Source organism: Allokutzneria sp. NRRL B-24872 (genome assembly GCF_002155965.1).
Lineage (GTDB): Bacteria > Actinomycetota > Actinomycetes > Mycobacteriales > Pseudonocardiaceae > Allokutzneria.
In genome coordinates, this window is sequence record NZ_MUMH01000030.1 from 35,018 (window position 1) to 49,572 (window position 14,555).

General features: G+C 69.4%; 15 protein-coding genes. 6 read left to right on the plus strand and 9 right to left on the minus strand.

The features are described 5' to 3' along the window. Positions 1-8: 8 nt before the first annotated feature. Entirely contained in the window at positions 9-1,004 is a 996-nt protein-coding gene (locus CCN37_RS09225; RefSeq protein ID WP_086820273.1) for a hypothetical protein, read from the plus strand. Here CCN37_RS09225 and CCN37_RS09230 read toward each other — a convergent pair. The 4 genes from CCN37_RS09230 to purS form a co-directional block, all read right to left on the minus strand. Continuing rightward, complete coding sequence (locus CCN37_RS09230; RefSeq protein ID WP_086820274.1) at positions 994-1,512, minus strand: flavoprotein; 519 nt, start codon at positions 1,510-1,512, stop codon at positions 994-996. The genes CCN37_RS09225 and CCN37_RS09230 overlap by 11 nt on opposite strands. A 64-nt stretch (positions 1,513-1,576) precedes the next feature. Continuing rightward, positions 1,577-3,868 carry a phosphoribosylformylglycinamidine synthase subunit PurL gene (gene purL / locus CCN37_RS09235; RefSeq protein WP_086820275.1) on the minus strand — a complete coding sequence of 764 codons (2,292 nt, stop codon included), beginning with the start codon at positions 3,866-3,868 and terminating at the stop codon, positions 1,577-1,579. After that, positions 3,865-4,542 carry a phosphoribosylformylglycinamidine synthase subunit PurQ gene (purQ, locus tag CCN37_RS09240; RefSeq protein WP_086820276.1) on the minus strand — a complete coding sequence of 226 codons (678 nt, stop codon included), beginning with the start codon at positions 4,540-4,542 and terminating at the stop codon, positions 3,865-3,867. Before purQ ends, purL begins: the two co-directional genes overlap by 4 nt. Continuing rightward, a complete protein-coding gene (gene purS, locus CCN37_RS09245; protein ID WP_086820277.1) occupies positions 4,539-4,778 on the minus strand; it encodes a phosphoribosylformylglycinamidine synthase subunit PurS in 240 nt (79 codons plus the stop codon). The genes purQ and purS overlap by 4 nt, the downstream gene beginning before the upstream one ends. A gap of 188 nt (positions 4,779-4,966) precedes the next feature. On the opposite strand from purS, the gene CCN37_RS09250 reads away from it, so the two are divergent. Together CCN37_RS09250 and CCN37_RS09255 are read left to right on the plus strand one after the other, a co-directional pair. Continuing rightward, entirely contained in the window at positions 4,967-5,959 is a 993-nt protein-coding gene (locus tag CCN37_RS09250; RefSeq protein WP_086820278.1) for an NAD-dependent epimerase/dehydratase family protein, read from the plus strand. A 51-nt stretch (positions 5,960-6,010) separates the two neighbouring features. Beyond that, on the plus strand, positions 6,011-6,646 hold the full coding sequence (locus CCN37_RS09255; protein ID WP_086820279.1) for an MBL fold metallo-hydrolase: 636 nt from the start codon (positions 6,011-6,013) through the stop codon (positions 6,644-6,646). On the opposite strand, the gene CCN37_RS09260 is transcribed toward CCN37_RS09255, so the two are convergent. Further along, the gene (locus CCN37_RS09260; protein ID WP_086820280.1) at positions 6,588-7,271 is read right to left on the minus strand and encodes a hypothetical protein; all 684 of its coding nucleotides are present in this window, start codon (positions 7,269-7,271) and stop codon (positions 6,588-6,590) included. The two genes, CCN37_RS09255 and CCN37_RS09260, sit on opposite strands and share 59 nt — an antisense overlap. Positions 7,272-7,345: 74 nt before the next feature. Further along, positions 7,346-8,236 (minus strand): phosphoribosylaminoimidazolesuccinocarboxamide synthase, encoded by an 891-nt coding sequence (locus CCN37_RS09265; protein ID WP_086820281.1) that lies wholly within the window; start codon positions 8,234-8,236, stop codon positions 7,346-7,348. Between the two features lie 194 nt (positions 8,237-8,430). On the opposite strand from CCN37_RS09265, the gene CCN37_RS09270 reads away from it, so the two are divergent. Next, the gene (locus tag CCN37_RS09270) at positions 8,431-8,835 is read left to right on the plus strand and encodes a hypothetical protein (RefSeq protein ID WP_143261521.1); all 405 of its coding nucleotides are present in this window, start codon (positions 8,431-8,433) and stop codon (positions 8,833-8,835) included. Positions 8,836-8,961: 126 nt separating this feature from the next. Continuing rightward, positions 8,962-9,396 (plus strand): hypothetical protein, encoded by a 435-nt coding sequence (locus CCN37_RS09275; protein ID WP_086820283.1) that lies wholly within the window; start codon positions 8,962-8,964, stop codon positions 9,394-9,396. Positions 9,397-9,400: 4 nt separating this feature from the next. On the opposite strand, the gene CCN37_RS09280 is transcribed toward CCN37_RS09275, so the two are convergent. The 3 genes from CCN37_RS09280 to CCN37_RS09290 all read right to left on the minus strand — a co-directional run bounded on the left by CCN37_RS09280 (position 9,401) and on the right by CCN37_RS09290 (position 12,549). Continuing rightward, positions 9,401-9,994 carry a TetR/AcrR family transcriptional regulator gene (locus tag CCN37_RS09280; RefSeq protein ID WP_086820284.1) on the minus strand — a complete coding sequence of 198 codons (594 nt, stop codon included), beginning with the start codon at positions 9,992-9,994 and terminating at the stop codon, positions 9,401-9,403. A 202-nt stretch (positions 9,995-10,196) separates the two neighbouring features. Then, positions 10,197-11,630, minus strand: coding sequence for an adenylosuccinate lyase (gene purB, locus CCN37_RS09285; protein WP_086820285.1), 1,434 nt, complete (start codon positions 11,628-11,630; stop codon positions 10,197-10,199). A gap of 148 nt (positions 11,631-11,778) precedes the next feature. Continuing rightward, positions 11,779-12,549, minus strand: coding sequence for an NYN domain-containing protein (locus tag CCN37_RS09290; RefSeq protein ID WP_246842911.1), 771 nt, complete (start codon positions 12,547-12,549; stop codon positions 11,779-11,781). 382 nt (positions 12,550-12,931) lie between these two features. Here CCN37_RS09290 and CCN37_RS09295 point away from each other — a divergent pair, with 382 nt between their 5' ends. Beyond that, positions 12,932-14,419: an integrase gene (locus CCN37_RS09295; RefSeq protein ID WP_143261522.1), complete on the plus strand. Its 1,488-nt coding sequence runs from the start codon at positions 12,932-12,934 to the stop codon at positions 14,417-14,419. Positions 14,420-14,555 lie beyond the last annotated feature (136 nt).

Consider the following 14,555-nt stretch of genomic DNA (forward strand, 5'->3'; position numbering starts at 1 on the left):
ATCTTCCGGTGGACAAATGGGTGATTCTGATCGCCGGATCGGTGATCTCGGTGGCGGCGGTCTCGGTGGTGCTCATCGGCTGGCTGCGACACCGCCAGGGACTGCTGCTCACCGGGGCCGTGCTCGCGGCGCTCGGCCTGTTGTTCCTGGTAGGAGGCTGGTTGCTGATCGCGGACCCGCGTTCCGGGCTGACCGAGGCGATCAAGACGGGGGGCTTGGCGGGGGGCGCGGTGGTGGCCCTCTACGCGCTCTGGCTCAACGACCGGAAGCGCCGCGCGGAGGAGGACCGCAACGAGCACGACCGCGAGCGGGTGTCCGACGAACGCTTCGCCAGATCGGTGGAGATGCTCGGCAACGAGGCCGACCAAGTGCGCGTCGGCGCACTTCACGCGCTTGCGGGCCTGGCAAAGACCAGGGCCGATTACACGCAGACCGTGCTCGACATCCTGTGCTCGTACCTCCGCCGTCCCTTCACCCACGTCTCGTTCGAATGGCGGGCCGACGACCCGCACCGCCACGTCGAGCAGGACGCGGAGGCGGACCGCGAACGCCAGGTCCGCGAGACCGCGCAGCGGCTGATCCACGACCTGCTCCCGGCTCGGGACACCGAGGGCACGACCTACGACCTGGATCTGACAGGTGCTCACATCGAGTACCTGGAGCTGAGCAATCGCCGTGTGGGCAAGCTGATCGCGCGCTACACGACCTTTTACGGCATCACGCGGTGGAACGGCGCCGAATTCACCGGCGAGGTCCTGCTCACGAGTGCGGTGTTCAAGGGAAGGGCCGAACTGCACCACGCGAAGTTCCGCGCCGGAATCTCTTTGCTGGACGCAAAATGCGAACGAGAACTGAACATCCGGCACGCGCTGGTCGAGCGTTGGGCAGACCTCCGCGTCACCGCGCCGCAGATCCAGCACGAAGGACTCAGCTTCGGCAAGCTCGACCGTCAACAACTGCCCGAGAACTGGCGGATCGAGGACGGCGAGCTCGTCACCTCGTGACGCGCTCGACGCCCGCCAACGCCGACTCCCACGGCAGATCCGTGCCGACGCCGTGCAGCAGCTCCACGCCGCCCGCGCGCAGGGTCGCGAGGTGCCCCTCCCACGCCGGATGCCGCGCGCTGGCCTCGCTGACCTGCGGGAGCACGACAACGGGGGTGTCCGACCCGATCGCTTCCGTCACCGTGGTCAGCGCCTGGTTGTCGCCCAGCCCCAACGCGAGCTTGGCGACGCTGTTCGCGGACGCCGGAGCCCAGAGGTAGCAGTCCACGACGGGGTGCGGGCGCGGTTCCGTCGGCAACCGCGACGCACCCCGCACGGGAAGCCCCGTCAGCTCGCGCAGCACCTCAACCTCCCCCGCGGCCTCGAACCAGGTGAAAGCGTTGGGCGTCAACGTGATCGCCACCCGCCACCCCGCCGCGACCGCGGGCACCACCACGCGCTGCCGAACCTCCAGCACGCTGAACGTCGCGCTGCACATCAACCCCAGAACCCTCGCCACACTCCCCATCCCACCACGACGTCGGGGCCGCCTCCGGTGGTGGAGGCGGCCCCGTCGTGGGGTGGTGCGAGTGCTAGTCGAACAGCGCGGGAAGCGTGCTCTCCCAAGCGGTGCGCAGTTCGTCGAGGCCGAGCGTGGCCACGTCCTGGATGTCCAGGGCCGCGGCGTCGGGGTCGACCACGCCGATCTTCGTCCACGGCAGGCCGCGAACGGTGCACATGTCGGTGAAGCGCAGTTCCTCGCTGCGCGGCACCGCGACGAGCACCCGGCCGGCCGACTCGGAGAACAGCGCCACGAACGGGTCAGAGCCCTCGGGCAGGACGACGCGAGCGCCGGTCTCCCCGTGCAGGCACGACTCCACGAGGGCCTGCGCGAGGCCGCCCTCGGAGAGGTCGTGCGCGGCGGAGAGCATGCCGTCGCGGGAACCGGCCGCCAGGATCTCGCCGAGCAGCTTCTCGCGGGCCAGGTCCACCTTGGGCGGCTGACCGCCGAGGTGGCCGTGCACCACGTGCGCCCACTCGCTGCCGCCGAACTCGTCGCGGGTCTCGCCGAGCAGCAGCAGGGTCTCCCCCGCCTCGTTGCCGATGCCCGAGGGCAGCCGCCTGCGGACGTCGTCGAGGACGCCGAGCACACCGACGACCGGAGTCGGCAGGATCGCCGTGCTGCCGGTCTGGTTGTAGAAGCTGACGTTGCCGCCGGTGACCGGAAGGCCCAGCTCGACGCAACCGTCGGCCAAGCCGCGAACGGCCTGCTCGAACTGCCACATGACCGCCGGGTCCTCGGGCGAGCCGAAGTTCAGGCAGTTGGTGACCGCGAGCGGGGCGGCGCCGGAGACGGCCACGTTGCGGTAGGCCTCGGCCAGCGCGAGCTTCGCGCCCACGTACGGGTCGAGCTTGCAGTAGCGGCCGTTGCAGTCGGTCGCCAGCGCGATGCCGCGACCGGTCTCCTCGTCGATGCGCAGCACGCCGGTGTCGTTGGGCTGCGCCAGAACCGTGTTGCCACGCACGTAGCGGTCGTACTGCTCGGTGACCCAGCCGCGCGAGCACAGGTTCGGCGAGGCGATCATCTTCAGGATCGTCTCGCGCAGTTCCTCCGGTGTGGACGGTCGAGCCAGCGCGTCCGGCGCGTTGGCGATCAGCGCGTCCTGGTCGGCGGGGCGCTCGATCGGCCGGTCGTACACCGGGCCCTCGTGCGCGACGGTGCGCGGCGGCACGTCGACGACGGTCTGCCCGTGCCAGTCGATCACCAGGCGGTCGCCGTCGGTGACCTCACCGATGACGGTGGCGATCACGTCCCACTTCGCGCAGACCTTCATGAAGGCGTCCACATTGGACGGTTCGACGACCGCGCACATCCGCTCCTGCGACTCGCTGGAGAGGACCTCGGCCGGGGTCATGCCCTCGGCGCGCAGCGGGACCAGGTCGAGGTCGACGTGCATGCCGCCGTCGCCCGCCGAGGCCAGTTCCGCGGTTGCACAGGACAACCCGGCGCCGCCGAGGTCCTGGATGCCCACCACGATGCCCGACTGGAACAGCTCCAGACAGCACTCGATGAGCACCTTCTCGGTGAACGGGTCGCCGACCTGGACGCTGGGCAGCTTCTTGCGCTTGCCCGTGCTCTCGTCCCCGGAGAAGGTCTCCGACGCGAGCACGGACACGCCGCCGATCCCGTCCAGCCCGGTGCGCGCACCGAACAGGATGATCTTGTTGCCGGTGCCGGAGGCGTGCGCGAGGTGCAGGTCCTCCACGCGCATCGCACCGACGCACAGCGCGTTGACCAGCGGGTTGCCCGCGTAGGTCGCGTCGAAGACCACCTCGCCGCCGATGTTCGGCAGGCCGAGGCAGTTCCCGTAACCGCCGACGCCCGCGACGATGCCCGGCAGCACCCTGCGGGTGTCCGGGGCGTCGGCGGGGCCGAAGCGCAGCGGGTCCATCACGGCCAGCGGGCGCGCGCCCATCGCGAGGATGTCGCGCACGATGCCGCCGACGCCCGTCGCGGCGCCCTGGTAGGGCTCCACGTAGGACGGGTGGTTGTGGCTCTCCACCTTGAACGTGACCGCCCAGCCGTCGCCGATGTCGACGACGCCGGCGTTCTCGCCGATGCCCGCGAGCATGTGCTCGCGCATCTCGTCGGTGGTGGTCTCACCGAAGTACTTCAGGTGCACCTTGGAGGACTTGTACGAGCAGTGCTCGCTCCACATCACCGAGTACATCGCCAGTTCGGCGTCGGTGGGGCGGCGGCCGAGGATCTCGCGGATCCTGGCGTACTCGTCGTCCTTCAGGCCCAGCTCGCGGAACGGCTGGGGGGTGTCGGGGTTCGCCGCCGCGTTCTCGACGGTGTCGGCGAGGTGTTCGGTTGTCGTCACGCCTTCACCACCGCGTCGAGAACGGACAGGAACATGCCGAGGCCGTCGTCGGTCGGCCCGGTCAGCGCGTCGATGGCGTGCTCGGGGTGCGGCATGAGCCCCACCACGCGCCCGCGGGCGTCGGTGACGCCCGCGATGTCGTTGCGCGAACCGTTGGGGTTGCCCCCGACGTAGCGGAAGACCACGCGGCCCTCTGCCTCAAGTTCGTCCACAGTGGACTGATCGGCCACGTAGCGGCCCTCACCGGACTTGAGCGGCACCAGGATCTCCGCGTCCGGCTCGTAGCGGGTGGTCCACGCGGTCCCCGCGTTCTCCACCTTCAGCCACTGGTCGCGGCAGACGAAGTGCAGACCGGCGTTGCGCAGCAGCGCCCCCGGCAGCAACCCCGCCTCGCAGAGGATCTGGAAACCGTTGCAGATCCCCAGAACCGGCATGCCCTTCTTGGCGGCGTCGATCACCTCGGTCATCACCGGGGCGAACTTGGCGATGGCCCCGCAGCGGAGGTAGTCGCCGTAGGAGAACCCGCCGGGGACGATGACGGCGTCCACCCCGCGCAGGTCGTGGTCGGCGTGCCAGAGCGGCACCGCCTCGGCCTCGGCGTAGCGGGCGGCGCGGGCCGCGTCGACGTCGTCGAGGGTGCCGGGGAAGGTGATCACCCCGATCCGTGGGCTCATGATTCGACCCTGCGGACGGTGAAGTCCTCGATCACCGTGTTGGTCAGCAAGGTCTCGGCGATCCTGGCGAGCGCGGCGTCGTCGACGGAGTCGTCGACCTCCAGCTCGAATCGCTTGCCCTGGCGGACGGAGCTGACCCCGTCGAAGCCGAGGCGCGGCAGCGCGTTGGCCACCGCCTGTCCTTGAGGGTCGAGGATTTCCTGCTTGGGCATGACGTCAACGACGACACGGGCCACTGGTCGCACTCCCGGGTTTTGCGGCTCGGCGGGCAGCCGCAGACTACCTGACCAGCGGGTTCGAACCTTCTCCAGAGTTGGTGCTGACGGGCGTGAGCTGCGCCGCAGATCAATTTCACCTGTTCGCCGTCCGTTCGCCCTCCGCGAGAGGGATGGCCCGCCCCCCTTCCGCGAGCCAGGCTGGACGCATGCGGGTACTCGTACTAGGTGGAACGAAGTTCCTGTCCAAGGCCGTCGCGACCGAGCTGGTGCGGCGCGGCCACGACGTCCTCTGCGCGGCGCGCGGCGCCTCGGGCGAGGTCCCGGCGGGCGCCAAGCTGATACGCGTCGACCGCAACGACCCAGAGGGCTTCGCGCCGTTGGCCGGCGAGCGCTTCGACTCCGTGATCGACGTCGCCACGATGTCGCTGACCTGGGTCGACGAGGCCCTGGAAGCGCTGGCCGCGAACGCGGGCCACTGGACCTTCGTCTCCTCGATCAGCGTCTACGCCGACCACGGCCCCCTCGGCCAAGACACCTCCGCCAAGACCCTCGAACCGCTGCTGGAGACGACCGAGGCGCGGACCCCGGCGGACAACCCGGCGGCGTACGGGCGGATCAAGGTCGCCAGCGAGAACCGGGTGCTCGACGTGCTCGGCGAGCGCGCGTTCATCCCGCGCCCCGGCCTGATCACCGGGCAGGAGGACTGGTCGGACCGCTTCGGCTACTGGCCCGCGCGCTTCTACCAGGGCGGACGGGCCGTGGTCCCGGACTCCCCCGAGCAGCCCGCGCAGTACGTCGACGTCCTTGACCTGGCGAACTGGCTGGTCGACGCCTCGGAGCAGCGGCTGGGCGGCGTCTTCGACGCGATCGGCCCGATCACGCCGTTGCCGGAGATGATCGCCGAGATCGCCGAGGTCGCGGGGCAGGACATCGAGCTGGTCCCGCTCGCCGAGTCGAAGCTGGCCGAGGCCGGGGTGAACCCCTGGGCGGGAGCGCGGTCGCTGCCGCTGTGGGTGCCCGGCAACCACGGCATGCTCGCCCACGACCCGAAGCCCGCGGCCGACGCCGGGCTCCGCCACCGCTCGCTGGGCGATGCGACCAGGGCCGCGCTGGAGAACGAGCTGAGCCTCGGCCTGGAGCGCGAGCGCCGTTCCGGGCTCACCCACGAGGAAGAGGCCGAGCTGCTGCTCCTGTCCTGACCACGTGCGGCGGGCCGCTCAGCCGGCCCGCCGCGCTCTTAGAATCCGGGCATGCGGATCACCCACCACGGCCACTCGTGCGTGCTGCTGGAGACCGGGTCGGCACGGCTGCTGCTGGACCCCGGCACCTTCTCGTCAGGCTTCGAGGAGCTGACCGAGCTGGACGCGGTCCTGGTGACCCACCAGCACTTCGACCACCTGGACCTGGAGCGGCTACCGAAGCTGCTCAAGGCCAACCCGCGCGCGGAACTGGTGCTGGACAAGGGTTCCGCCGCTTCGGTCACCGATCTCGGCGCGCCGCTGAAGGTCGTCGAACCCGGCGGGACGCTGAGCATCGGCGACGTCCGGGTCGACGCGGTCGGCGGTGACCACGCCACGATCTACGGTTCCCTGCCAGGCATTCCGAACATCGGCTACGTGTTCGGCGACGGCGCGTTCTACCACCCCGGCGACGCGTTGTTCGTGCCTGACCACGACATCGACGTGCTCGGTCTGCCGACCGAGGCGCCCTGGCTGAAGCTCGCCGAGGCCGTCGACTTCATGAACGCGGTCGGTCCCCGGGTCGCGGTGCCGATCCACGAGGCGCTGCTGGCCCGGCCGGAGCTGTACCACGGCTGGTTCGACCGGCTCAGCGCGGAGAAAACCGAGGTCCGTGCGCTGAAGCACGCCGAAGCAGCGGAGCTCTGACCTCCGCGTAGGTCCCCGGGATCGCGCCGTCGCGCAGCGCGTCCTCCACGGCGTCGAACAACGCCCACCGGTACGGGTGGCGGGCGAGGTCGGCCGCGTCGACGGTGATCCGCACCAGCTCGGCGCGGCGCGGGATCACCGCGAACTCCGCACGCTGTCCGACGCGCCGCACGCGCCCGCGCCAGTGCGTCCCGACCTTGAGGTCGTGCACGCCGTTGGCGTCGGCGCAGACCGTGAAACCGTTGCGCCGCAACGCTGTCATCGTGCCCAGCGACACCGTCTCGTCCAGCAGCGCGAAGCAGTCAGTCACCAAGCCGCGCGCCTCGAAGGACGCCGTCGACGCGATCAGCCGCAGCCCGGCCTCGTGCGCGGGCAGCGAAGGCTTGCGCCTGGCTCTGCGTTGCTGCGGCACGAACACGGGTCCGCGCCCGAAACCGTTGAGCACCAAGGCGTCCCCAGTGCTCCGGCGAAAGCTGATCCAGTCCACTGTGGACGGTTCAGGGAGTGGGTTCACCAGCAGGGACAACGGGACGCGGAGCCGGTCCAGCTCGTCGGCGACGGACGCGCAGTGCTCGATCGAGCCGCGGTCGACGCCGGAGAGCGAGACCAGGAGCCTGGTAGCCACGCCACCAGTGAGCACGACCGAGATGACCAGCGGCTTTACCCCTGGTGACCGCCGAAGCCCGGTGCGGCGAACTCTCAGGCGGGTGAGGGCCAGTCCGCCATCGAGCGGCCGGTGATCATCTCGTAGGCCCGCAGGTAGCGCTCGCGGGAGGCCTCGACGATCTCGGCGGGCAGAGCGGGCGGCGGGGTGTCGCTCGCGCGGTCCCACCCGGAGGCGGGCGAGGTCAGCCAGTCGCGCACGAACTGCTTGTCGAAGGACAGCTGTGCCCGGCCGGGCTCGTAGCCCTCGGCGCCCCAGAACCGCGAGGAGTCCGGCGTCAGCACCTCGTCGCCGAGCACCAGCGCGCCACTGGCGTCCGTGCCGAACTCGAACTTGGTGTCGGCCAGGATCACGCCGCGCTCCAGCGCGTGCTCGGCCGCGCGCGCGTAGACCTTCAGCGTCAGCTCGCGCAGCCGCTCGGCCTTCTCCTGCCCGACCTCCTTCACCACGGCCTCGAAGGAGACGTTCTCGTCGTGCGCGCCGATCTCGGCCTTGGTCGCCGGGGTGAAGATCGGCTCAGCCAGCCGCGAGGACTCCACCAGTCCGGCGGGCAGCTCCACGCCGCACACCGCGCCCGTGCGCTTGTAGTCGGCGAGGCCAGAGCCGGTCAGGTAGCCGCGCGCCACGCACTCCACCGGCTCCATCGTCAAGCGCCGCACCAGCAGCGCGCGGCCGCGGACCTCGTCGGGAATGCGCGGGTCGTCGTGCGCGACCAGGTGGTTCGGCACCAGGTCGGCAAGCAGCTCGAACCAGAACACGCTCATCGCCGTGAGCACGCGCCCCTTGTCCGGGATGGCGGACTCCAGCACGTGGTCGTACGCGGAGATGCGGTCCGAGGCGACCAGCAGGAGGTGCTCGTCGTCCACGGCGTGGAGCTGGCGGACCTTACCTGCGGCGATCTGCGGGTACTCGGCAAGCGTTGGCACGGGGCAACCCTAGACGGCGAACACCTTCACCCGATCCCGAAAGGCTTGGGGATCACCCTCCCCTGCAACAGACTTGAGCACGAATCCCCCGTCAGAGGAGGAAAATCGCCGTGCGCCGACCCCTCTCAGCCCTCGCGTTGACCGCAGTCGCAGTGTTCGGCTTCACAACCCCAGCCACCGCGAGCCCCCAGGCGATGGCCGAGCTCAACGAGAGCGAGCGCAAGATCTGCGCGGAGAACCCGATCCGGTGCCTCGCCGCGCTCGCCGTCGCCAAGGTGGCCACGGACCAGTCCACCTCCGCGTTCCCCTCGCAGTCCTACGACGGCACCCAGCGCGACGCCGCGCGGCACTGCATGTGGCAGTCCCTGCTCAGCGCCGACCACGGCAGCGCCTACGCCAAACGGTGGGGTGACGCGCACGAGGAGAACCCCGCGCCCCCGGCCAGCCACGAGATGGACTTCCACAACAACGCCGTCGCCAGGGTCTGGGGCGCGCAGATCGCGCGGAACAAGCTGGTCGCGCACTGCACGACCTCGGCGCGGGCGGCTGCTTTCAAGGACTACAGCGACAAGCAGCGCTTGGTGTACATCGTGAAGTAGCTCCCACAGAGGGTGACGACGCGCAAGGCAGAACTTCCACCGATCGAAGCCCCGCATCGACGGCCGAGGTTTCCGCCTGCGCCAGTAACGTCGCTATCACCAATCTGATCTCCGAGGGAGTGCCCCATGTCATCAGGTCGGCTGTTCCGCAGCCTCGCCGTCCTGCTCTGCGGCTTCACCCTGATCGCGACCGGCCCCACCGCGCTGGCGGCGACCCCGCCCCCGGTCTCGCCGTTCACCGTCTTCGACTACTACCACCTGCCCGGCAGCGACAAGATCGGTTGGTCCCCGGTCGAGAGCGCGGTCAGCTACCACGTGCTGGTCGTGAAGACCGGGCAGCCGACGACGACCTTCCGCACCGTCAAGGCCACCGACGAGCAGTTCGTCGAGATCCTGGTCGGCAAGAAGTTCAGCCCCGACCGGGCCGCCCCCAACACCGCCTACGACCTGCGGGTCCAGGCGGAGTACGCGGGCGGTCAGCGCAGCGCGCTGTCCGGCGAGCCGGTCGTCTACACCGAGGCGCTGGACACCGGCTCACTGCTGGAACGACGCGGCGCCTGAGGGATCACTGCCGGGCCAGCGCGACCGAGAGGTCCACGACCAGCTGGTCCGGCACGTCCTCCCCGCGCAGCCTCCGCTGTTCGAAGCCCTGCACCAGCGCGCCGATGCCGAGCGCGAGCTGACGCGCCCGCTCCGGCCCGATCACCGCGCCGTTCTTGTCCGCCCTGCCCACGAGTGCCTCGGCGAACTGCTGGTCCGAGCGCTGGGCGATCTCGCGCAGGCGGGTGCTGACCACCGGATCGCTCTGCGCCTGCCCGGCCAGCTCCATCTCGAAGGCCAGCAGCTGCGCGGCCTCCTTGGTCCCGGCCGCGCGCAGCCGCCCGTGCACGTAGACGCCGATGACCTGTTCCAGACCGAGCCTGGGGTCACCCAACTGGCGCAGTTCGGCGATCACCCGCCAGTGGATGTCCTCCACCACGGCGACCAGCAGGTCGCGCTTGCTGCCGAAGATCGAGTAGATGGCGCCCGTGGTCAGCCCGGCCCGCCCGGCGATCATGCCGAGCGAGGCGCCGCGGTGGCCCTCCTCGACGATCACGTCCCGCGCGGCGTCGAGCAGGGCGGCGCGGTTGCGCGCTTTGCCTTCCAAGCGAGCGACCACGCGGACGACCCCCTCGACACCACGATGCTTGAGCGGAACTTGACCTCCGCACACATTGTCGGGTCGCTCCACCGCGCGGTACCCCACTGCATCCAGGGTCCTGATTTAACCGAATAAGGTTCACGTACGCGAACCAGTGCTGCTCGATCATTCGGTGTACGCACGGTTGACGGCCGTTCGGCCCAGCGATTGAGTCCTGGCGCTACAGAATCGGTTCCGGCGCGTACCCGACGGCCTTGGGGTGCCGGTCCATGACCTCCTGGACCCGCTCCACGACGGCGCCGACCTGAGCCGACGCGGCCCCGGTGAAGGGCAGCCGGTCCGCCAGCAACCGGTCGAGCTCCGCGCGGCCCAGCGGGAACCGCTCATCGGCCCCGAGCCGGTCGAGCAGCTCGTTGCGCTCGGTCCCCTGCTCGCGCATGGCCAGCGCGGAGGCCACCGCGTGCTCCTTGATCAGCTCGTGCCCGGTCTCCCTGCCGACCCCGGCGCGCACCGCCGCCATCAGCATCTTCGTGGTTGCCAGGAACGGCAGGTAGCGGTCCAGCTCGCGGGAGATCACCGCCGGGAACGCGCCGAACTCGTCCAGCACCGTCAGGAAGGTCTCCACCAGGCCGTCGAAGGCGAAGAACGCGTCCGGCAGCGCGACCCTGCGCACCACCGAGCACGACACGTCGCCCTCGTTCCACTGGTCGCCCGCCAGCTCGCCGACCATCGAGGCGTACCCGCGCAGGATCACCGCGAGCCCGTTCACGCGCTCGCAGGAGCGGGTGTTCATCTTGTGCGGCATGGCGCTCGACCCGACCTGGCCCGGCTGGAAGCCCTCGGTCACCAGCTCGTGGCCCGCCATCAACCTGATCGTCTTCGCCAGCGAGGACGGCCCCGCCGCGAGCTGCACCAGCGCCGTCACCACCTCGAAGTCCAGCGAGCGCGGGTAGACCTGCCCAACGCTGGTGAACACCGCGTCGAAGCCCAGGTGCTCGGCGACCCGGCGTTCCAGCTCCAGCAGCTTCTGCGCGTCACCGCCCAGCAGGTCCAGCATGTCCTGCGCCGTGCCGACCGGCCCCTTCACGCCGCGCAGCGGGTAGCGCTCCAACAGGTTCTCCACCCGCCCGAACGCCACCAGCACCTCGTCCGCCGCCGTCGCGAACCGCTTGCCCAGCGTCGTCGCCTGCGCCGCCACGTTGTGCGAGCGCCCCGCGATGACCAGCTCCGAGTTCTCCGCCGCGAGCTTCGCCAGCCGCTCCAGCAGCGCCACCGCGCGGTCCCTGGCGTGCTCCAGGCTCAGCCGCACCTGGAGCTGCTCGACGTTCTCGGTGAGGTCGCGGGAGGTCATGCCCTTGTGCACGTGCTCGTGCCCGGCCAGGGCGTTGAACTCCTCGATCCTGGCCTTCACGTCGTGCCTGGTGACCCGCTCGCGCTCGGCGATCGAGGCCAGGTCGACCTGCTCCACCACCCGCTCGTAGTCCGCGACCGCGCTCGACGGCACGTCCACGCCGAGGTCCGCCTGCGCGCGCAGCACGGCCAGCCAGAGCCTGCGCTCCAGCACCACCTTGTGTTCCGGGGACCAGATCCGGGCCAGCGCCGCAGAGGCGTAGCGGTTGGCCAGCACGTTCGGGATGCGGGGCTTCGAGCTCACGCCGAGAAGCCTAGGCGAGGCCCCAACGCACAGCTCAACACCTGCGACGTGAGGTCGCGAACAAAAAAAGACCCGGCCCTGCGTTACCGCAAGAACCGGGTTCGGTAGCTAAACCATAGCACTGACCAACACGATCATCAATCTCGTCTCACCACCCAGATGGCCTCGTGTGTGGACCGACTTGGGCGGGCATCTGATGTGCGCGGTAATCGTCGGCGCGGAGCCGCCGCCACCAGTGCCCACCCACTCCGTCGGCAGCACCACCGCGAAGGTCTCCCGCCGTGGGCATCGCATGCGGGTTGACCGTGGCGACCGGAACCAACGTCCGAGCCATCTGCACAGGAAGGCTCAGATCACTGTCGTTGGAGAACAGCATGACCGCGTCAACCTGATGAGTCAGCACATCGATCAACAGGTGGCTGACGACATTCACGTCAGACCCCTTCTCCTCGAAGGTGGCGACCGACGCCAGTAGCCCTGGCTGCCCCTGGGGGCCGGGGACCTCCCGCACAGTGAGCCAGTCCGGCAGCTGATCACCACCTGGGGAGATCAGCTGACGCGGACGCCCGCCGCTTCTGTCGACGAGCAGGCCTGTGCTGGTGCGGGGCATGTACTTGCCGTAGGCGACGAGGACGTTGCCGCAATGGTGCTTCAGCGCCCCGATGTAGGCCTCCTGGTCGGCGAGCGAACTCGGGTCGTTCTCCCGGTCGCGCAGCGCGGTGCAGTAGACGATGCGGTCGAGGACGGGGTTGGGCCAGAGCCGGGGGTTGATGAGGCTCTTCGCCAGGCTGCCGATGTCCAACCAGCGCCACCCGGCCGTGCCCTTCCCGCAGTGGGCACGCGCGCCGTAGTAGACGTTGAACGCGTCGACGTAGACGCCCACCCTGGTCGGCCGTTGGGCAGCATTCGGATCAATCACTCGGGCAAGATAGTCACATTCGCCATTTGCGCCCCTGGCAATCTGTAGCCCAATAGCGTGCACCTCACCCGGAACTTCGCGAGAAAGACGAACCCGGATCACTGATAACACTTTCCAAACCGGCACATAAAGCGACAAAGCCGCAGCTCAGCGGGCATCAACACAAAAGAAAACCGGAGAGCGGCCAGATGGCGGCTCCCCGGCTTTAGGTGTTTGGCGTTGAACGCTACTGGAAGCATAGCACCTCATGACCGCCGCATCACCTCCATCAACAGGATCGCTATCCGCTGATCCATACGCACGCCACGTGACAGCCCGACTTCTGGACTACTTCGCTGACACCACCCCTTGGCCTCGGCGGCTGTGGGATGTCAGCAGCGCGTTGGCGCTGCGCGAAGCAGCGGAGGCAGGTGACTGGGTCCGCTCGCGCGTCCTCTCCCCGGGCGCCGTCTCGTGGTACCTGCGCGCGCTGGAACGGCAACTCGGTCCGGACCTGGGGCTCGGCGACTCACGCCTGCGGCAGGAGCTCACCACGCTCCTGCGCTCAGGACTCGCTCCAGACAGCCGCGAGCGGCGCCGTCTGGTGCAACTGATGCCCTTGGTCACCAACGGATACCTCGAACGTTGGGCGAGCGCTGCGGACTCCGCAAAGACACCGTCCCCTGAGCGATTGGCCCGCGCGGTGGCCACGCATCTCCTGGACTGCGGACACAGCTCGGGCTACCTGCACCGCTGGGTACGGGCACTGGGCGCGAATCGCGACATCACCCTGGCCGATCTGCTGCGCGACGCGTGCCGATTGGCGGAACAGGAAGATCGTGACTTCGAGGTGCTGGTGCCCTTCATCTCAGTACCTGACCGGCAATCGCTCGCCGAGCACCTGCCGGAATGGCGCCCGCCAGGGCGCGTGGCCGAGTGGTTCGCTGAGCACAAGTTCGACCATCCGCCTCGACACAACGGCGCCTTCCTTTATGTGTTCACCGCGAAGGACGTCGTGGCAGCGGCACGAGAGGCAGGGAACACCGTGCGCCGCCTGGAAGCACGTCGTTCGTACTCGCGAAGCTTCAGGAGGCGCTTGGAACCCGTGGGCAAAGCGTGGGTGGCGGGCCACTCGACTCCGCTGCCACTGCTCCCGCCCGAACGCGGCGTCAACATCCTCTCGCTGGAAACGGAAAGGACCATGTACGCCGTCAACCGCAGCGATCGGCTCGACGAAGCGCTGGAGCTCGCGGCGCAGCTGAATGCCGGAGTGGCGGCTTCGGCGGTCGCGGGCGCCTGGGCAGCGATCGAATCGCTGCTGTTCCAGCCCGGCGACAAGGCGGATGTCGAGGAAGGGCGTGCCGTATCCGCAGACCGACTCGCCGGGATCGTCGCGTGCTCGTGGCCACGCGCGGAGCTGACTGCCTTGTCGCACAAGCACAAACCGCAGCCGTCAGATCCGACCTCGAAACGACTGGCGCAATGTCGGCACAACCTCGATCGCAGTGAGGTGATCGCGGAGGAGTTGGCGGCGGGCACACCGCTCGCGCCGTCCTCGTACAGCGACATCGCCGCCGCGGAGCGCCTGAAGGCGGTGCTGCTGGCACCGTACGCCCAACTGTCGGACGTGCGGCAGGTCTACCAGGGCGTGTTCCGGCGGCTCTACCGACAGCGCAACATCGTCATGCACGGGGGCAGCACCGCCGCCATCGCACTCGGCACTGCGCACGGCCGCGCCGCTGCTCGGTGCCGGACTCGACCGCGTGGTGCACGGGCGGTTGAGCAAGGGGGTCGACCCGCTCGACCTGGCCGCGCGGGCGGAGAACTCGCTCGCGCTGGTCGGAGACCCGCTCGGACCAGCGGTCACGAGGTTGCTGGAGTAGTCGCATGAAACCGTTGGGGCACAACGCATCCACACGAACACGCCGCTTCGTTGATCATCTTTGGCGTAGCCCGGCCGACAGGTATAAGTTCTGTCGGTGACTGCTGGAGCTGAGTCGTTCGTCCACCTGCACGTGCACACCGAG